Origin of the sequence: Acinetobacter sp. YH12126 (assembly GCF_013418745.1) — a bacterium.
Classification (GTDB): domain Bacteria; phylum Pseudomonadota; class Gammaproteobacteria; order Pseudomonadales; family Moraxellaceae; genus Acinetobacter; species Acinetobacter amyesii.
Genome location: NZ_VPBM01000004.1, coordinates 12,483 through 30,784 on the forward strand (window position 1 = coordinate 12,483; position 18,302 = coordinate 30,784).

The following is an 18,302-nucleotide window of genomic DNA, read 5'->3' on the forward strand; positions in this document are numbered from 1 at the left end:
TTTGCTCAGCATTGCGCTCACATGCATTTATTTTTATATAAAAAAACCACCCGAAGGTGGTTTTAAAATTTTATGCTTTTGGCAATGACGGTAATGGTGGTGGAACATCTGGACCATCCGTTGGTGTAACATCAATCACTGGATTTTCAGCGATGTACACTTTTGGTGGTTGAGGTTCACGACCTTCCATAATGTCACGGATTTGATCACGATCAATGGTTTCCCATTCAAGCAATGCTTTCACCATGGCATGTGCGATATCTTTGTTATTTTCAAGAATATCGCGTGCAACTTTATATTGTTCATCTAAAATGCGGCGAACTTCACGGTCAACTTCAAGCTGCGTTGCTTCAGAAATCACACGACTTCCTAAACCACCCATGAATGACTGCTGTGAATCATCTTCGTAAACCATGACGCCCATTTTATCGGACATACCGTATTTAGTAACCATTGCTCGTGCCATTTTCGTTGCACGTTCAAAGTCATTTGAAGCACCAGTCGACATTTGGTTAATGAAGACTTCTTCTGCAATACGACCACCAAACAAAATTGAAAGTTCATTCAACATTTTGTCTTTGTAATGGCTGGTTTGGTCATGTTCAGGCAACTGCCAAGTCACACCCAGTGCCCAACCACGCGGCATAATTGTCACTTTATGCACAGGGTCTGTACCCGGCAAGATTTCAGCAACAATCGCATGACCAGCTTCATGATAAGCCGTCGCACGACGTTCTTCTTCACGAATCACCATCGATTTACGTTCAGGACCCATGTAAAGCTTGTCTTTTGCATCTTCAAAGTCATGCATATCGACCGTGTTCTTGTTACGACGTGCAGCAAACAGTGCCGCTTCGTTTACAAGGTTAGCCAACTGAGCACCCGAGAAGCCCGGTGTACCACGCGCCAAGACTTTAACATCTACACCAGTCACAGAAGGTAACTTTTTCAAATGTACATTCAGGATTTGCTCACGACCTTTAATATCCGGTAGAGATACCATCACTTGACGGTCAAAACGACCTGGACGAAGTAAAGCTTTATCCAATACGTCAGCACGGTTTGTTGCAGCAATGACGATAATACCTTCGTTGCCTTCAAAACCATCCATTTCAACCAACATTTGGTTTAATGTTTGCTCACGCTCATCATTACCACCACCTGTACCTGAACCACGGTGACGACCAACGGCATCGATCTCATCGATGAAAATGATACATGGTGCATGACGCTTCGCTTGTTCAAACATATCACGGACACGAGACGCACCCACACCCACGAACATTTCAACAAAGTCAGAACCCGAAATACTAAAGAACGGTACTTTCGCTTCACCCGCAATCGCTTTAGCAAGTAAAGTTTTACCCGTACCCGGAGGACCAACCATGAGCACGCCTTTCGGAATGCTTGCACCAAGTCGTTTGAACTTAGATGGATCTTTTAGGAAGTCAACGATTTCAACAACTTCTTGTTTAGCTTCATCACAGCCCGCAACATCAGTAAATGTCACTTTGATTTGGTCTTCAGACAGCATTTTTGCTTTTGACTTACCAAAACTCATTGGGCCATTCTTACCACCAGCTCCACCACCCATGTTGCGCATAAAGAACATGAATAACAGAATGATTAAAAGAACAGGGAAACTTGCAATCAGAAGTTGCATCAAAATACTTTGACGCTGTGGCGCTGTACCTTCAACAACAACATTGTTCTTGATCAGGTTCGGCATAAGTTCAGGATCTTGAACCGCAGGACGGATACTTTCAAACTCAGAACCGTTTGATTTTTCGCCACGAATTCTTTCGCCATCAATGGTGACTTGTTTAATCTGACCCGCATTTACGGCTGCCACGAACTCAGAATAGTTCATCGCGGTCGGTTGATTGCGGTCATTGACGTTGCTGAAGATTAAAACCAGCACGCCTAGGATAACCAGCCACAACACGGCATTCTTAAAAAGATCGCTCAAAGCTTTATTCCCATTTCTATCTAATTCGTTCAATCCCATTTACATGGGTGACTCTAATACTTACGCTGCAGAGTAGCTTCGCAATAATTTAAAAACGTACAAAATGCACAATTTTTAACGAGTTGGCAAGTAAACTTTACTTGAAAGCTTTCTTACGTCCCTGCCCGATTAAAAACACTTCTTTAGATCGAGCACGTGAAGCCGCCGGTTTTGCTGTTTTCAGCACATCAAATGTGTCTACAACTTGCTTACGGTATTCATCAAATCCAACACCTTGGAACACTTTAACAACAAATTGTCCATTTGGTCCAAGAACCTTTTGAGCAAAGTCGATTGCTAATTCACAAAGATAGATCTGACGCGGTTGATCTACAGCCTTATTACCTGATGTATTGGGGGCCATATCTGAAATTACAACGTCTACAGTACGTCCATCTAAAATTTTTAACAATTCATCGAATACTTCTTGTTCACGAAAGTCACCTTGCAAGAAGGTCACATCGGGTAAAGCATCCATGGGTAAAATATCAGAAGCAATCACCAAACCTTTGTCGCCAACAAGTTTTCCGGCAATTTGCGACCAACTACCTGGTGCAGCACCTAAGTCGACAACGGTCATGCCTGGCTTGATCAATTTGTATTTTTCTTGAATTTCAAGCAATTTATAAGCGGCACGCGCACGATATCCTTCCTTTTGTGCTTTTTTCACAAAGGGGTCATCAAGATGCTCACGCATCCAGTCACGACTACTTTTGGATAATTTCTGGTTAGTAATGCGGGTAGCCATAACTCTCTAAATAAAAAAAACTTCTCAGTCTTGATTGTACGTGAAATTCAGCACTTTTGCAGTAGACATGTGTATCTAAAAAGCATCTTAAATCATGTTTTTTTCAATAATCTTCATCGAGAAAATGCCGATTAAATACAGCGCTTCAACTTTGATTTTGCTATACTAGGTCGTTTTTAAAATTAGGTTATATTTATGGCGGCTTTATCTATTCAAGAACGTAAACGCTTACGTCAAATTGGTCACACCCTAAACCCAGTTGTAATGGTTGCGGACAAAGGCTTATCAGAAAGCGTTGTTGAAGAATTAAACCGTGCGTTAAACGACCATGAGTTAATTAAAGTGAAAGTTGTGGCAGAAGACCGTGAAGCTCGTGCTGCAATGATTACTGAAATTGCGACTGTTTCAGGTTCTGAAGTTGTTCAAACGATTGGTAAGATTGCGTTGATTTACCGCAAAGCGGCAAAACAAAATGCAAAACTGTCTAACCTTGTTCGCTACGCACACCTGTCTAACTAAGCATTTATGGCAAGTTTCGAACTCAGCGCTTTTGATCGTCGCTTTCAGGCTGTATCAGTCGTTGGTGCTATCGAACAACAAAGCCCATATACTTTAAATGTGGGTTATTGGATTCGAGACCCAAACCAATTGATTCAATGGCCAGAATTGGTATCATCTCACCCACGAATCGATTTTTTGTGGGAACAGACCTGCTTAGAAGTTTTTATTGGTGTACGCAATGAAGACTTTTATCGTGAAATCAACCTCTCCCCTTCACAAGCTTGGCAGGTTTACCAGTTTGAAGAATATCGCTATCCAGAAGATATGCCGCCACAAGCTGCTTACGATATTGAACTGAATCAGTTGAAACGGACGCACTATGGCTTAAATGTCAGTCTTGATCTGACAGAATTTATGCTGAAGTACAAACTTAAATGGGAAGATCTTTATATTGGTCTAACTGCAGTACTGAAAACCCCTCAAGGTAAACAGTACTATGCCATGCAGCATAGTAGTCCAAATGCTGACTTTCACAACAAACGTGATTGGCTACATCAGTTCTAAACTTTTTAATGTTTTGATCTTCGATAAAATGCAAAAGTACGATCTTTTGCTTTTTTATTGCCTGCTTATTTTTAAATAAGTGCTTTGTACTTAAATGTACTATTCACAATAAGGGAGCCATTAATGGCTCCCTTATGCATATATAGCGTTAACTTTAAGTTTAATTCGCTCTCACCCAATCCAGCTCCCTGGAATGACTAGACTTAGCTTAAGCGCTTTAAAATTCATGTCATTCACAATTAACTTTTAAGATCTGTGGTTTGATCCGTAACTTCAGCTTTTACTGGTGAAATTTTTTTCCACGCTTCCAAAGTATGTTCCTTAGAACGCTTAAATGTTTCTGTTAGATGATCTTTGTGTTTTCCTGAAATTTGGGTCACATCTTCTTTCAGCTCTTTTCCAAGTTTTGAAAGATCATCAATAACCGTATTAAACTCAGTTTTCACAAATTCTTTGAGTTCACTAAAATCTTTTTGCGATGAACCAAATTGAACTTTTAGCTGATCAAGTTTATTCAACACATCTTGCTTCAACTGACGCAATTGATCTTGCACACTGGCATTCAACTGCTTTGCCTCTGCTCCGATCTTTTCTTTGCTTTCAGTGACCGCTTCTGTGGCTTGGACACTCGCTTCTTTTGCAACTTGTTCAAGCTTTTCAGCACCTTCGATAACGACTTCTTTCAGGGAGGATTTAGCCGCTGTTTGTTTTTGTTGTGTTGCCATGACTTTGTACCTATAGTTTTTGCTGACCGAACCACAATAGCGCTTATTGATAAATTTTAATTTATGATTTGTCTGACAATAATTAATTGCTTACATTTTTCTACGATTTTGCAAAACCAAACTTTATTCTAAAATGCAAGCGCTTTATCTGCTTTATTCCTAATATTTACAATGGACTTTCAGTGGCTTTCTGCGTATAATGCCGTGTTAAGTTCAAGCGAGCAGATGTAAGGAGGGTAGGTTTTTAAGCAGCCTTCCTTTTTTTTCGTCTTCTCGCTTTTTTACAGCCTAAATTTCAGGAGCTTTGGTTTGAGCACCCCAGCAATTTTAGCCCTTGCCGATGGTACTATTTTTAAAGGTACTTCAATTGGCGCATCGGGTAGTACGACTGGTGAAGTCGTTTTCAACACTGCCATGACTGGCTATCAAGAAATTTTGACTGACCCAAGTTATGCACAACAACTTGTGACCCTAACTTACCCACATATCGGTAACACAGGTTGTAATGATGAAGACGCTGAGTCAGGTCGAATTCATAAAGTATGGGCCAACGGATTGATCATTCGTGACCTACCTTTATTGCATAGCAACTTCCGTGCTGAGCAATCACTAAGTGATTACCTTAAACAACACAATGTTGTTGCTATCGCAGATATTGATACTCGTAAATTAACGCGTATTCTGCGATCAAAAGGTGCGCAAAACGGTTGTATCCTTGCTGGTGAAAACGCGACTGAAGAAGAAGCGTTAGCTAAAGCACGTGCTTTTGGTGGTCTTAATGGTTTAGACCTTGCAAAAGAATGCTGTGATCCGACCGGTTTCGAGTGGACTGAAGGCTCTTGGGCGCTTGGTAAAGGTTTCGCTCAACCAGAACTTAAATTCCATGTTGTAGCATACGACTACGGTGTCAAAACCAACATCTTACGTATGCTCGCAGACCGCGGTTGTAAATTGACTGTCGTGCCTGCGCAAACTCCTGCTGCTGATGTACTTGCGCTGAATCCAGATGGCGTGTTCTTATCGAACGGCCCCGGCGATCCAGCAGCATGTGATTATGCAATTGAAGCTGTAAAAACAATTGTAGAAGACGCACGTAATGTACCTGTATTCGGTATTTGCTTAGGTCACCAAATTCTTGCACTTGCATCAGGTGCAAAAACTGTGAAAATGCCTCACGGTCACCACGGTGCTAACCATCCTGTACAAAACTTAGAAAATGGTACAGTGATGATTACTTCTCAAAACCACGGCTTCGCAGTGGATGCAGAAACTCTTCCTGCAAACTTGAAAGCTACGCACAAATCGCTGTTCGACCAAACCCTTCAAGGGATTCATCGTACAGACAAACCTGCGTTCAGTTTCCAAGGTCACCCAGAAGCAAGCCCTGGTCCACATGACTGCGCACCACTGTTCGATCATTTCATCGAACTTATCGAAGCATCTAAGAAGTAATTAAGGAAGCATCATGGCTAAACGTACAGACATTAAAAGCATCTTAATTATTGGTGCTGGTCCGATTGTGATCGGTCAAGCATGTGAGTTTGACTACTCAGGTGCGCAAGCATGTAAAGCCCTTCGTGAAGAAGGTTACCGAGTTATTCTTGTTAACTCTAACCCTGCAACGATTATGACTGACCCTGCAATGGCAGATGCAACGTATATCGAACCGATTACGTGGCAAACTGTTGCAGCGATCATTGAGAAAGAACGCCCAGATGCAGTTCTTCCAACAATGGGTGGTCAAACTGCATTGAACTGTGCCCTCGCCCTTGATGAGCACGGCATTTTAGAAAAATACAATGTTGAATTGATCGGTGCGACTAAAGAAGCAATTGAAAAAGCCGAAGACCGTAAACTCTTCGACCAAGCAATGCGTAAAATTGGTCTTGAATGTCCAAAAGCTGACATCGCTGAATCAATGGAAGAAGCGTTAGAAATTCAAGCACGCTTCGGTTTCCCTGTGATTATCCGTCCATCATTTACGATGGGTGGTTCAGGCGGTGGTATCGCATACAACAAAGAAGAATTTATCGAGATCTGTGAACGCGGTTTCGACCTTTCTCCTACTCACCAACTTTTAATTGATGAATCATTGATTGGTTGGAAAGAGTACGAAATGGAAGTTGTTCGTGACAAAAACGACAACTGTATCATTGTATGTACCATTGAAAACTTTGACCCAATGGGCGTGCACACAGGTGACTCAATCACTGTTGCCCCTGCACAAACATTAACAGACAAAGAATTCCAACTTTTACGTAATGCCTCTTTAGCAGTACTTCGTGAAATTGGTGTAGAAACGGGTGGTTCGAACGTTCAGTTCGGTATTAACCCGAAAGATGGCCGTATGGTTGTGATCGAGATGAACCCTCGTGTTTCTCGTTCATCTGCTTTGGCATCTAAAGCAACCGGTTTCCCAATTGCAAAAATTGCAGCGAAATTGGCAGTCGGTTATACCCTTGATGAATTGAAAAATGACATCACTGGCGGTACAACTCCTGCATCATTCGAACCTGCGATTGACTATGTTGTGACTAAGATTCCTCGTTTCAACTTCGAGAAATTCCCACAAGCTGATGCAACTTTAACTACACAGATGAAATCTGTGGGTGAAGTCATGGCAATTGGCCGTAACTTCCAAGAGTCAGTACAAAAAGCGCTTCGTGGTCTTGAAGTGGGTGCTGCTGGCTTTGATGAAAAAATCGAAGTGGGTACTGAAGGTGCGAAAGAGAAAATCCTTCAAGAACTTAAAGTGCCTGGTCCTGAGCGTATTTGGTACGTTGGCGATGCATTCCGTCATGGTTTCACGTTAGATGAAGTGTTCGCTGCGACGAATATTGACCGTTGGTTCTTGATCCAAATCGAAGACATCATCAAAACTGAAGAGAAAATCAAATCTTTAGGTTTTGGTGACTTAAACGCTGACAACATCCGTTCGTTCAAACGCAAAGGTTTATCTGACCTTCGTATTGCGAAATTGATGGGTATTTCACAAAAACAATTCCGTAAACACCGTTGGAACTTGGGCGTGACCCCTGTTTACAAACGTGTAGATACATGTGCGGCTGAATTCGAATCTGATACAGCTTACATGTACTCAACTTACGATGAAGAATGTGAAGCGAATCCGTCTACTCGCGACAAGATCATGGTCATCGGTGGCGGTCCTAACCGTATTGGTCAAGGTATCGAATTCGATTACTGCTGTGTACACGCTGCCCTTGCAATGCGTGAAGACGGTTATGAAACTATCATGGTGAACTGTAACCCTGAAACGGTTTCTACGGATTACGACACATCAGATCGTTTGTACTTCGAACCAATCACTTTGGAAGATGTACTTGAAATCGTACGTATCGAGAAGCCTAAAGGCATTATCGTTCAGTACGGCGGTCAAACTCCGCTTAAATTGGCTCGTGCTTTAGAAGAAGCTGGTGCGCCAATTATCGGTACATCACCTGACGCGATTGACCGTGCAGAAGACCGTGAACGTTTCCAACAAATGATTCAACGTCTACAACTTCGTCAACCAAACAACAGCATCGTAAAATCTGCTGAAGAAGGTATGGCTGAAGCGGCAAAAGTTGGCTACCCACTTGTGGTACGTCCATCTTATGTACTTGGTGGTCGTGCGATGGAAATCGTGTACAACGACGAAGAATTGAAACGTTACTTACGTGATGCGGTTCAAGCATCTAACGAAGCGCCAGTACTTCTTGACCACTTCCTAGATGATGCAATCGAAGTTGACGTAGACTGCGTATCTGACGGTAAAGACGTTGTGATCGGCGGTATCATGCAGCACATCGAACAAGCTGGTATTCACTCAGGTGACTCAGCATGTTCTATTCCTCCTTACTCTTTATCTAAAGAAGTTCAGGACGAAATGCGCCGTCAAACCATCGCTATGGCGAAAGAGCTTGGCGTAATTGGTTTAATGAACGTTCAGTTTGCTGTTAAAGGCACTGACGTATACATTCTAGAAGTGAACCCACGTGCATCACGTACTGTTCCATTCGTATCTAAGTGCATTGGTGAATCTTTAGCGAAAGTTGCTGCGCGTTGTATGGCTGGTCAATCTTTAGAATCTCAAGGATTCACTACAGAGATTATTCCTGAACACTTCTCTGTAAAAGAAGCAGTGTTCCCATTCAACAAATTCCCTGGTGTTGACCCAATTCTTGGCCCTGAGATGAAATCTACAGGCGAAGTGATGGGTGTAGGTAAAACATTTGGTGAAGCGTTCTATAAAGCTGTGTTAGGCTCTAATGACCGTTTACCAGGCCTACCAACGGAAGGCGAAGTAAAACATGCATTCTTATCTGTTCGTCATTCTGACAAGCCTCGTGCTGTTGGTATTGCGAAACAGTTAACAGATCTTGGCTTCAAAGTCATCGCTACTGGCGGTACTTATGATGTGATTAAAGATGCTGGTATTGAATGTGAACGTGTGAACAAAGTGACTGAAGGCCGTCCTAATATCGTAGACCGCTTGAAAAATGGCGAAGTTCACCTCATTATCAATACAACTGAAGGCAAACAGGCTCAAGAAGATTCATTCTCGATCCGTCGCTCTGCATTACAAGGTAAAGTGTATTACACAACTACCCTTAACGGTGCTGATGCAGTATGCCAAGCTTTAGCAATCAAATTGCCAATGGATGTATACCGCTTACAAGACCTTACTAAAGGTTAATTAAGTTACCGAGAAGTCCCGCCACCTCTCGGTGGCGGGCTTTTTTTCATTTCTAGGTCAGTAAAAATTTTACTGATTTTTTCTTTTTACAAACATGAGGGACAACAATGCAACGTTATCCTATGACTCCCGAAGGCAAAATTGCCTTAGAGAAAGAATTACAGCAACTTAAAAGTGTTGATCGTCCACGTATTACTGCAGCAATTGCTGAAGCGCGTGAACATGGGGATTTGAAAGAAAACGCTGAATACCACGCTGCTCGTGAGCAACAAGGTTTCTGTGAAGGCCGTATCCAAGATATCGAAGGTAAATTGGGTGCTTGCCAAGTGATTGATGTTAAATCACTTGAGCAAAATGGCCGTGTGGTTTTCGGTGTGACTGTGACCATTGAAAACTTAGATACTGAAGAACAAAAGACTTATAAAATCGTTGGTGATGACGAAGCAGATTTTAAAATCAACAAAATCTCTGTGAATTCACCAATTGCGCGTGGTCTTTTGGGTAAAAACGAAGGCGACGATGTAAAAATCAACACACCACAAGGTGAAGTTGAGTATGAAATTTCTAAAGTTGAATATCTTTAATTCATTAAGATAAGCAATTTTAAGCCCCTCTTTTGAGGGGTTTTTTATTATTGTATGTTTTCCTTAGCCCAATGTATGCTATCGAGTGACCAAAATGTACGTTCAGCAACAATAGTCGACTGAATACGTCATTGTTCAACTGACTTATTTCATTAAAGTGTTATCTAAAACAAAAAGAGTCATAACACACGATGAAATTTGGACATGCAAGCCGAACGGCACAAGCTGCTGCTGCCATTCGCGCAAATCATTATCTATATGCGAACGAACCTGTTTTTTCCGACCCTTATGCCTTTCATTTAACCAGTCCAATTTGGCGTCGACTGCTTTCAAGTCGTGCATGTATAAAAGCGTTGAATAGCAAAATACCCAACCAAACATTTGGATTACTCACTGCACAGGTGGTGGCACGTTCACGCTATGCCGAAGATCAATTAGAAAAGGCAGTACAACAAGGAATTAAACAATATGTGCTGATTGGTGCAGGTTTAGATTCTTTTGTCCTCCGATTAGCGCAGAAATACTCAGATATTAAAATTTTTGAGGTTGATCACCCAGATACTCAAACATTAAAAATACGAAGTTTACAGAAACTCGGACATATTCCAGACCATGTTGAGTTTGTTTCGATTGATTTTGAGAAAGAAAATTTAGCGCATGCCTTAAAACGGAGTTCTTATGATACAAAGCAACCAACTTTCTTTTCTTGGCTTGGAACGACGCATTATTTAAAACCAGAAACAACTATGAGCACCTTGCAAACTATTGCCGAATTTGTAGCCTCAGGTAGCGAATTGGTTTTAGATTATTCCATTCCCTATCAAGATTTAATTGGTATAGAGCGTGTCGGATCATTTGCTGTTTCCAACTTTACCTATTTTTTAAGTGAACCCATTATTGGGACATTTCACAGTAATGAGTTACACCGTGCTGCAACAACGTTGGGTTATGTAGTCTTAGAAGATTTATCTGCACATGACATTACACAGCGTTATTTTGCGAATCGTAAAGATGGAATACGACATACTCAAGCCACGCATTTGCTGCATTTAAAACGTGCTTAAGCATTTATCTGTAGTCGACATTTATAGTGAGTCAGCTAAAATAGTCACGCGAATCATTATTGCTATTAAACCTTATGTCTGAAAAATTGATTAATTCACCTGTCAATCATTGGTGTGAGTTTGAGTTCATCTCTAAAACAGTGAAGAACCCAAATATTCACATCAAAGGTAATTATTCATATTATTCTGCATATTGGGATCAGGGTTTTGAGCGCTGTGTGGTGCGTTATCTACACGATAAACCTGCAACAGCTGAGAAGCCGATAGACCAGCTATATATCGGTAATTTTGTCTGTTTTGGCGCAGAATGCGTGATTATGATGGGTGGTAACCAACTCCACCGAACCGACTGGATTTCGGCATTTCCGTTTGATACACGGAGTTTTGTCCCTGCAGGTGACACAATCATTGGTGATGGATGCTGGATCGGCTCACGTGCAATGATTATGCAAGGCGTGACACTGGGTGAAGGTGCTGTGGTAGCTACTGGCGCGGTGGTGACTAAAGATGTGCCACCTTATGCAGTTGTCGGCGGCGTGCCTGCTCAAATTATTAAATATCGTTTCCCTCTGGAAGATATCAAAAAACTGCTTTCCCTTAAGCTCTATGACTTAGATGAAAAGCAGTTTTTAAAGATGCGGGAACAGTTGCAGACGGATGATGTTAATTCGCTACTTCTTTATGTACAAAATTCAAGTTAAAAGTTATATTTATTTCAAATAATTATTCTTAATAAATATGCACCTATCATCAAAAACTCTGGAAAAACTTCGCGACCTAATTAACGAAACAACCGAATACCGATCAGGTCCCAAAATTATAGATTTTTTCTCAATCTTCGATTACATGGACACTTATGGTCAGGGCTTTCCATCAAGATGGGCATATACAGATTTTCGGTTAGGAAGAATTAATAAAACTGAAAAGATAAAAATATGTATTCAGACGCTCTTTAATCCTATCAACTACATGGATGATCTAAAAAGGCTCGATACTCTAATAGCTAATTTTAACAAATATCTTCAATTCGATAAATTTCGTGTGGCGCGAAAAAACACAGAAATTTTTATAGAATCAGTCAGTGAGGTAAATTTAGACGAAAATTTAAATACTGAGGAAGAAAATCTGGAAAATAATTTTATCAAACATGAGTTCAATGTTGATTTCTCTAAACTCAATTTAATACCAGCATTAGTTCCAATAATTGATAAGAGAATGCAAGAAATAGAAAAAGCTTTCAAAGCAGAAGCATATTTATCGGTCGTTTTATTAGCAGGTAGTACATTAGAAGGATTATTTCTAAATATAGCTTCTTTAAACCCCAAAGTTTTTAATTTATCCACACAAAGCCCTAAAAAAGATGGAAAAGTTAAAAATTTTGATCAATGGACACTAAATAACTTTATCGAAGTGTCCCACTCCATTGGAATACTTGAAAAAGATACCTATCGTTTTAGTAAAGAATTAAGAGATTTCAGAAACTATATACACCCATTTCAACAAATGAGTGAGAAATTTTCACCAAGAGAAGAAACGGCAAAAATTTGTCTTCAAGTATTAAAATCAGCAATCTCAGACATACAAACTAACAAACATAAATTTTAGGCATAAAAAAACCCACTCAATCGGAGTGGTTTTTTCAAAATATGGTGGATATTACGAGACTTGAACTTGTGCTCCACAATTATGAGTACGGCACTTTAACCAACTCAGCTAAATAGCTTATAAATGTCTATATATGTAGCAAAAAAAAAAAATACTACAATCATCTTTATTCCTAGCCTTTTTTACTCAATCAGACTATAAAGAACTCACAAAATAAAAAAAACACTTTTCAGGATGAATGATGACGAGAACCACTCAATTCTCAGGCATATTTATACTTGCCCTGCTGGCAGCAGTCGTCGCAACTTTTTGCGATGCGATTCATGTCTATACCCAGACGCTTAGTTATCCCAACCCATTATTTTTCCATCAAGCTTGGTGGGTATTCCCCGGCTTTTTTATAGCCTTTGCTTTCATGGCATTTACCTATATTCAACTTACACAACGACTTAAACACTATGTGATGACTCAGCTCAGTTGCCATCATGACGGCACTGCGCCCCTCGTCGAGAGCCTAATACTATTTGCCATAGTCTATATACTCAGCGGATTTGGCAATTTTCATCCCGAAGCACTTTGTTGGATTTTTTACATTAGCTTTTTTATTCGCTGGTTATTTAGCTATGAGCGTACATGGCTACTGATATTGGCCATCATGCTTGCTTTTGGTGGCATATTCTTTGAAGGGCTATTGGCTGAGTTTACATTAGTCAAATATCGCCATGAAGATATTTACAATGTGCCGTATTGGCTCGGCGGCGTATATATGCATGGCGCATTTGCTTTACGTGCGGGTATGCGTCGTTTTGTTTATCGTTAATTTTTTTAAATTTGGAAAATTGAGACATAAAAAAAAGACCACTCAATCGGAGTGGTCTTTTTTTGAATATGGTGGCTATGACGAGACTTGAACTTGTGACCCCCGCATTATGAGTGCGGTGCTCTAACCAACTGAGCTACATAGCCTTAAACTGTGCGCGCATTATGGAGGGATATTTAAATATCGTCAAGCCCATAATGCGCGTATTTGATCAAAATTTGTTGAAGTGAACCGATAAGCCGGGTTCTGTCGAGGACGATCATTCCTCTAGGCGTACAATCACTCATACGCTCAAGCGACCTACCCGGATCCAGCATGGGCCATGCCTAAAGGATCCCTATTTGGTCTTGCTTCCGGTGGGGTTTACCATGCCATGAACTGTTACCAGTCATGCGGTGCGCTCTTACCGCACCCTTTCACCCTTACCTCCGATTTTGATTGCTCAAAACCATAATGAAGGCGGTCTACTCTCTGCTGCACTTTCCGTCGGCTCACGCCGCCCAGGCGTTACCTGGCACCTTGCCCTATGAAGCCCGGACTTTCCTCCCCTGCTTTAGTCACGGAGACCTATACACAGCAGCGATCGTCTGGTTCACTTCGGGGCGCATTTTAACAAATCTGACAACTAATTGCTTGATGTTTTTTGAGCAGTTAGTTTTTCGTACTTTTGTTGAAGCTGTTCCTGAGTTTCAGGATGTGCCGGATCCAATGGAATACAGTCCACCGGACAGAACAACTGACACTGCGGTTTATCGTGATGCCCAACGCATTCCGTACACAAATCAGGGTTAATCTCATAAATGAGTTCCCCCATGAAAATCGCCTCATTGGGGCATACAGGTTCACAGACATCGCAGTTGATGCATTCATCAGTGATATATAAAGACACTCTACCAACCTTGCTGTTGTTTACGCTTAAAGGCTTCCACGACAGCTTGTGGTACAAACTGAGTGACATCACCATTTAAACGTGCAATTTCACGCACGAGCGTAGATGAAATAAACGAATATTGCTCTGATGGGGTTAAGAACACCGCTTCAAATTTACTGTCCAAACGGCGATTCATATTTGCCAATTGAAATTCATATTCAAAATCTGAAACTGCACGTAACCCACGTAATACGGCTGTTGCTTTTTGCTCGTTAAAGAAATTGACCAACAGCCCATCAAAACCTACAAACTCAACATTTGACAAATGACTTAAAGACTCTTGCGCTAGTGCAACACGTTCTTCCAGACTAAACACAGGGTTTTTGTGATGTCCAATTGCAATTGCCACGACAACTTCGTCAAACATGCGTGATGCACGTGTCACTAAGTCGATATGACCATTAGTAATTGGATCGAATGTGCCCGGATAAATTACACGAGTTTTAGACATCCAGTTGTACTCTGTTATTTTGTAGATGGGTATTTTAACAAAATCTTGATTTATAGGTGAAGTCAGCTTGTAAATTTAAAAACTTCATCTTATTCAAAGTTCGGGTACAATAGTGCTAAGTTTGGAAGTTTTTGATTATGACGAAAGCAGTAGTTAAAAAAAATAGTAGCAGTACGATTGCCCTAAATAAGCGTGCGCGTCACGATTATTTCATTGAAGAAAAATTTGAAGCGGGTCTTTCATTACAAGGCTGGGAAGTCAAATCAATGCGTGCGGGTCGTATGACTATCGTAGAGAGCTATATTACGTTTAAAAATGGTGAAGCATTTTTATTCGGCGCTCAAGTGCAACCTTTACTGAGTGCTTCGACACATGTGGTGCCTGAAGCAACACGTACTCGTAAATTATTGCTGAACCGCCGTGAAATTGAAAAACTACAAGGTGCGATTAACCAAAAAGGTTATTCATGTGTGCCTTTGGCATGTTACTGGAAAGGTCCTCATGCCAAACTTGAAATCGCCCTAGTAAAAGGTAAACAGCTTCACGACAAGCGTGCAACGGAAAAAGACCGTGATTGGCAGCGCGATAAAGCCCGTATTTTTCATAAATAAGTTCAATAAAAAAACCTCCATCTTGGAGGTTTTTTTATTTTTAAATTGCAGATTTAGCAGAATTTCAACCCACCAAAACAGTTAGTCCGAACTTCCTGATTCCCCAAGACCTGATTTTTTAAAGTTAAATTGGCCGCACCTGCATTACTGAGGTTAATTGAACCTACATTTTTATAAATTGGCAGACCAAATGCTGCACCAACAGCAGAACCTAACGGAATATAAATTGGTTCATTGGTTAAAATTTGCGATACTTTTTGAGCAACTTGTGGCAAGACGCCTGAGATATCCACTTCAGATGTTGGATTCAATTTGCCAATATTGATCGGGTCTTTAAATGACATCCACCAACCTGTACGTGCAATATCATCGGCATTGGCATCTGGCCAACTGATATCTTGAGATTGAAGTGATAAATAACCGGCTGTGCCATTTAATGGGATGTTATGAATCATATTTAAGGCTTGCTCAAAGGTAATGTTCATTTTCAAACCATCAATTGATGAACCCGAATCCATAAAGAACTGCGCCCCTTCTACCCATAACAAATTACGGTCAAGTTTGACCTGCAAACTACCACTATCACGGTTGAGTTGAATCGACGGTACAGTCGCACTGATATTTTTGGCAACGGCTTGAGTTTGTCGTTTTCCGTTGATGGTAATTTCAGGGACGGTAAATGGCACATTCATTGAAGGAATTTTTAAACCCTTACTATTTTCAGGTTGACTTACAAAGCTACGATCATTGTTCCAAATCGTATTAATCACCAAGTTACCGGATAAAGTCTCACTACTGCTATCCCCAAAGATCGCTGCTTGGGTCTTTGCTATCCCTGTAGTCGGTGCAATTTTCATATAACCGCTCAGTGACTTAATCCCATCTGTCGGCGCACCCGTGTTTTGAATACCAGTGGTCAATAAACCTGTAATTGATTCAGCACTGACACGGAAGCCTTTAACTTCGCGTAAAGCGGCTTGTTTTGGGTTTTTAATTGCAAATTCAATAAACGGATTTTTCAGTTCGGCACTTGTTGACGCTCGATCACCATTAAAGACGGGATTACCGTTGGCATCGGTCGACGTTGCATTACCACTCAACGCTAGATGACTAATATCAATATCACAGCCATTTGACCCATTTACCCCACCACAGCCGAGTTGCAAACTTTTGACATTGACGTTCAGATCCATGACGGCATCTAAACTGAGTTTGTAGAAACCGATATTTTCATCGACCATTTGTTGGTTGACCAAAATAGGATCGGTATAGGACATATTCATCAATGCAGCACCATTGATGGCAGACAATTCTTCATCGGCTAATCCCACCAATCCTTCTGCTGCAAAAACAACGTCAGAAACACATAAGGTCAATGCCATTGCGACTATTGTTTTTTTCACGATTATTTAATCCTTTTTAATATTCGTCACTCATCCCGAGTGAAATTTATGAGAAGATTAAATCAATAGCGTTGGCGTAAATGAATGGCAATTTGTGACACGTATCACAACTCAATTATACAAAATGCCAATTTTCACGAATTTTAGGCCAATAAAAACCCCAGTAACATTTCCATCACTAGGGTTTTCAAAGATTTATAAATGATAGTTCAAACGATTTATTTACAAATTAATTAACTTTATTTAACAACAGTCCCAGATATTCACCAAACCAAATAGCGGTTTCTAAATCACCCGCAGGTGGCGTGACTTCAACAGGCGCATTATCCGATTGTGTCATTAAACCTAAAAAGCTCGACATCCGATTTAAATCTGTTGTGCTTCGTCCAGTTGGCATCAATGGAAGACCGCTCCACAACATGCCGTGCTGCATGGCGAATAAATTGATTTGCTGCAATACTGCCAATTTATCTCCACTTAAGCCGCCACCATTGGTAAAACCAGCGGCTAACTTGCCTTGCCATGTCCGTGCTAACCAGCGTTTAGATGATTGCTCCATGAATAATTTCATTGCCGCACTCATACTGCCCATATAGGTTGGGCATCCAAAAACGATGGCATCTGCACTGTCCAATTCATCCCAATCCACATGCTCTACATTCATGAGATAGACTTTTACACCGGCTTTTTCTGCACCTTGTACAATGAAATTCGCCACTTTGGCAGTGTGCCCATAGGGACTGTGGTAAACAACAGCAAGAGATTTAGCAGTCAAAGACATAACATTTAAAAGTCGATAGATTCAGTCAAGTCTAGCATTTTCAAAGCATAAAGACGAATGTTGCCATACGTCCTGTTTTCGCTTCTCGGCGATAAGAAAAATATTCATCAGCTTGCAAAAAGGTACATTGGTCGCCACCGGTTACAGCTTTAACCCCATGTAATGCAAGAATATAACGCGCTATCGCATAAAGATCAGCATAATATTTGCCTTCCTTTACACCAGCTTTAAATGCACTTTCAAGTTCTGGATATTTGGAACAAAAGGCAGCTTTGACTTCTGCGCCAATTTCAAAACTCTCTTGGCAAATGGCTGCCCCCAACCAAGCCCATGTTGGCTGAGTGTGCATGGCTGCAATGGTGTTTTCCACAATACCATTAGCCAAGCCCTTCCAACCTGCATGCAGATTGGCAACTTCTGTCCCGTCAGCATTACCCAAAACCACGGGTAAGCAGTCTGCGGTCATCATCATCAGGGCATGATGTTTAGACTGCGTGACCATACCATCGCCTTCGGGTGCAACAAAGTTGATCTGTTCATCAATGCGATGGCATAACGTACTGTGGGTTTGGTTCATCCAACTGATTTTATTCACGCCATATTCAGCAAAGTCTTTGAGCAATTGCATCCGGTGCTTTTGCACACGCGCTGCATCATCTCCCACATGCAATGCCAGATTAAATCCTGCCAGTTCAGGTTGTTCAGCGGGTTGCGTCTGATCATGATGAACTCGAGTTTGTCCCAAAAAAACACCCTGTGGAAGTCCCTGAACAAATTGCATGTTGCCGTCCTTTTCTATCTATGGCGTGT

18 protein-coding genes, 1 tRNA gene and 1 other RNA gene are annotated in these 18,302 nt (G+C 41.1%); 10 read left to right on the top strand and 10 right to left on the bottom strand.

The genetic code is table 11. The features are described from left to right. Nucleotides 1-70 precede the first annotated feature (70 nt). A complete protein-coding gene (gene ftsH / locus FTU62_RS02470) occupies nucleotides 71-1,969 on the bottom strand; it encodes an ATP-dependent zinc metalloprotease FtsH (protein ID WP_218948055.1) in 1,899 nt (632 codons plus the stop codon). 136 nt (nucleotides 1,970-2,105) lie between these two features. Further along, nucleotides 2,106-2,756 carry a 23S rRNA (uridine(2552)-2'-O)-methyltransferase RlmE gene (gene rlmE, locus FTU62_RS02475; protein WP_078192159.1) on the bottom strand — a complete coding sequence of 217 codons (651 nt, stop codon included), beginning with the start codon at nucleotides 2,754-2,756 and terminating at the stop codon, nucleotides 2,106-2,108. A gap of 195 nt (nucleotides 2,757-2,951) precedes the next feature. Here rlmE and FTU62_RS02480 point away from each other — a divergent pair, with 195 nt between their 5' ends. Both FTU62_RS02480 and FTU62_RS02485 read left to right on the top strand, forming a co-directional pair. Then, nucleotides 2,952-3,275 carry a YhbY family RNA-binding protein gene (locus FTU62_RS02480; protein ID WP_078191340.1) on the top strand — a complete coding sequence of 108 codons (324 nt, stop codon included), beginning with the start codon at nucleotides 2,952-2,954 and terminating at the stop codon, nucleotides 3,273-3,275. Between the two features lie 6 nt (nucleotides 3,276-3,281). Beyond that, the gene (locus FTU62_RS02485; RefSeq protein WP_180101754.1) at nucleotides 3,282-3,821 is read left to right on the top strand and encodes a DOMON-like domain-containing protein; all 540 of its coding nucleotides are present in this window, start codon (nucleotides 3,282-3,284) and stop codon (nucleotides 3,819-3,821) included. Between the two features lie 239 nt (nucleotides 3,822-4,060). Here FTU62_RS02485 and FTU62_RS02490 read toward each other — a convergent pair whose 3' ends face one another. Further along, entirely contained in the window at nucleotides 4,061-4,546 is a 486-nt protein-coding gene (locus FTU62_RS02490) for a hypothetical protein (RefSeq protein ID WP_078192161.1), read from the bottom strand. Nucleotides 4,547-4,855: 309 nt separating this feature from the next. Between FTU62_RS02490 and carA the strand changes: the two genes are divergently transcribed. From carA to FTU62_RS02525, 7 genes are all read left to right on the top strand, one after another. Then, on the top strand, nucleotides 4,856-5,998 hold the full coding sequence (carA, locus tag FTU62_RS02495) for a glutamine-hydrolyzing carbamoyl-phosphate synthase small subunit (RefSeq protein WP_078192162.1): 1,143 nt from the start codon (nucleotides 4,856-4,858) through the stop codon (nucleotides 5,996-5,998). A 13-nt stretch (nucleotides 5,999-6,011) separates the two neighbouring features. After that, the gene (gene carB / locus FTU62_RS02500; protein WP_078192163.1) at nucleotides 6,012-9,242 is read left to right on the top strand and encodes a carbamoyl-phosphate synthase large subunit; all 3,231 of its coding nucleotides are present in this window, start codon (nucleotides 6,012-6,014) and stop codon (nucleotides 9,240-9,242) included. A 107-nt stretch (nucleotides 9,243-9,349) separates the two neighbouring features. Continuing rightward, nucleotides 9,350-9,826, top strand: coding sequence for a transcription elongation factor GreA (greA, locus tag FTU62_RS02505; RefSeq protein ID WP_078192164.1), 477 nt, complete (start codon nucleotides 9,350-9,352; stop codon nucleotides 9,824-9,826). A gap of 191 nt (nucleotides 9,827-10,017) precedes the next feature. After that, nucleotides 10,018-10,890, top strand: a complete 873-nt coding sequence (locus FTU62_RS02510; RefSeq protein ID WP_180101755.1) for a class I SAM-dependent methyltransferase — start codon at nucleotides 10,018-10,020, stop codon at nucleotides 10,888-10,890. A 74-nt stretch (nucleotides 10,891-10,964) separates the two neighbouring features. Further along, a complete protein-coding gene (locus FTU62_RS02515; protein ID WP_180101756.1) occupies nucleotides 10,965-11,591 on the top strand; it encodes a CatB-related O-acetyltransferase in 627 nt (208 codons plus the stop codon). A 145-nt stretch (nucleotides 11,592-11,736) separates the two neighbouring features. Beyond that, on the top strand, nucleotides 11,737-12,495 hold the full coding sequence (locus tag FTU62_RS02520) for a hypothetical protein (protein WP_257223036.1): 759 nt from the start codon (nucleotides 11,737-11,739) through the stop codon (nucleotides 12,493-12,495). A gap of 241 nt (nucleotides 12,496-12,736) precedes the next feature. Next, complete coding sequence (locus tag FTU62_RS02525; protein ID WP_180101758.1) at nucleotides 12,737-13,315, top strand: hypothetical protein; 579 nt, start codon at nucleotides 12,737-12,739, stop codon at nucleotides 13,313-13,315. A 69-nt stretch (nucleotides 13,316-13,384) separates the two neighbouring features. Here the strand turns inward: FTU62_RS02525 and FTU62_RS02530 are convergent. From FTU62_RS02530 to coaD, 4 genes are all read right to left on the bottom strand, one after another. Beyond that, nucleotides 13,385-13,461 (bottom strand) — tRNA-Met (locus tag FTU62_RS02530). A 73-nt stretch (nucleotides 13,462-13,534) separates the two neighbouring features. Further along, nucleotides 13,535-13,914: RNase P RNA component class A (rnpB, locus tag FTU62_RS02535), an RNA gene on the bottom strand. 26 nt (nucleotides 13,915-13,940) lie between these two features. Beyond that, on the bottom strand, nucleotides 13,941-14,204 hold the full coding sequence (locus FTU62_RS02540) for a YfhL family 4Fe-4S dicluster ferredoxin (protein ID WP_078191349.1): 264 nt from the start codon (nucleotides 14,202-14,204) through the stop codon (nucleotides 13,941-13,943). A gap of 1 nt (nucleotide 14,205) precedes the next feature. After that, nucleotides 14,206-14,697: a pantetheine-phosphate adenylyltransferase gene (gene coaD / locus FTU62_RS02545; protein ID WP_078191350.1), complete on the bottom strand. Its 492-nt coding sequence runs from the start codon at nucleotides 14,695-14,697 to the stop codon at nucleotides 14,206-14,208. A gap of 137 nt (nucleotides 14,698-14,834) precedes the next feature. Between coaD and smpB the strand changes: the two genes are divergently transcribed. Then, entirely contained in the window at nucleotides 14,835-15,308 is a 474-nt protein-coding gene (smpB, locus tag FTU62_RS02550; protein WP_078191351.1) for an SsrA-binding protein SmpB, read from the top strand. A gap of 53 nt (nucleotides 15,309-15,361) precedes the next feature. Here smpB and FTU62_RS02555 read toward each other — a convergent pair whose 3' ends face one another. The 3 genes from FTU62_RS02555 to pgeF form a co-directional block, all read right to left on the bottom strand. Next, the gene (locus FTU62_RS02555) at nucleotides 15,362-16,711 is read right to left on the bottom strand and encodes a hypothetical protein (RefSeq protein ID WP_373886317.1); all 1,350 of its coding nucleotides are present in this window, start codon (nucleotides 16,709-16,711) and stop codon (nucleotides 15,362-15,364) included. 229 nt (nucleotides 16,712-16,940) lie between these two features. Beyond that, nucleotides 16,941-17,492 (bottom strand): flavodoxin family protein, encoded by a 552-nt coding sequence (locus FTU62_RS02560; protein ID WP_180101759.1) that lies wholly within the window; start codon nucleotides 17,490-17,492, stop codon nucleotides 16,941-16,943. Nucleotides 17,493-17,532: 40 nt separating this feature from the next. After that, nucleotides 17,533-18,273: a peptidoglycan editing factor PgeF gene (pgeF, locus tag FTU62_RS02565; RefSeq protein WP_180101760.1), complete on the bottom strand. Its 741-nt coding sequence runs from the start codon at nucleotides 18,271-18,273 to the stop codon at nucleotides 17,533-17,535. Nucleotides 18,274-18,302: the final 29 nt, after the last annotated feature.

Bases quoted from the DNA above. Each gene is read 5' to 3' on its own strand.
- FTU62_RS02520 (WP_257223036.1), top strand. From the start codon at position 11,737: ATGGACACTTATGGTCAGGGCTTTCCATCAAGATGGGCATATACAGAT.
- FTU62_RS02510 (WP_180101755.1), top strand. From the start codon at position 10,018: ATGAAATTTGGACATGCAAGCCGAACGGCACAAGCTGCTGCTGCCATT.
- smpB (WP_078191351.1), top strand. From the start codon at position 14,835: ATGACGAAAGCAGTAGTTAAAAAAAATAGTAGCAGTACGATTGCCCTA.
- coaD (WP_078191350.1), bottom strand. From the start codon at position 14,697: ATGTCTAAAACTCGTGTAATTTATCCGGGCACATTCGATCCAATTACT.
- greA (WP_078192164.1), top strand. From the start codon at position 9,350: ATGCAACGTTATCCTATGACTCCCGAAGGCAAAATTGCCTTAGAGAAA.
- FTU62_RS02515 (WP_180101756.1), top strand. From the start codon at position 10,965: ATGTCTGAAAAATTGATTAATTCACCTGTCAATCATTGGTGTGAGTTT.
- FTU62_RS02480 (WP_078191340.1), top strand. From the start codon at position 2,952: ATGGCGGCTTTATCTATTCAAGAACGTAAACGCTTACGTCAAATTGGT.
- FTU62_RS02490 (WP_078192161.1), bottom strand. From the start codon at position 4,546: ATGGCAACACAACAAAAACAAACAGCGGCTAAATCCTCCCTGAAAGAA.
- FTU62_RS02560 (WP_180101759.1), bottom strand. From the start codon at position 17,492: ATGTCTTTGACTGCTAAATCTCTTGCTGTTGTTTACCACAGTCCCTAT.
- carB (WP_078192163.1), top strand. From the start codon at position 6,012: ATGGCTAAACGTACAGACATTAAAAGCATCTTAATTATTGGTGCTGGT.
- pgeF (WP_180101760.1), bottom strand. From the start codon at position 18,273: ATGCAATTTGTTCAGGGACTTCCACAGGGTGTTTTTTTGGGACAAACT.
- FTU62_RS02525 (WP_180101758.1), top strand. From the start codon at position 12,737: ATGACGAGAACCACTCAATTCTCAGGCATATTTATACTTGCCCTGCTG.
- FTU62_RS02485 (WP_180101754.1), top strand. From the start codon at position 3,282: ATGGCAAGTTTCGAACTCAGCGCTTTTGATCGTCGCTTTCAGGCTGTA.
- rlmE (WP_078192159.1), bottom strand. From the start codon at position 2,756: ATGGCTACCCGCATTACTAACCAGAAATTATCCAAAAGTAGTCGTGAC.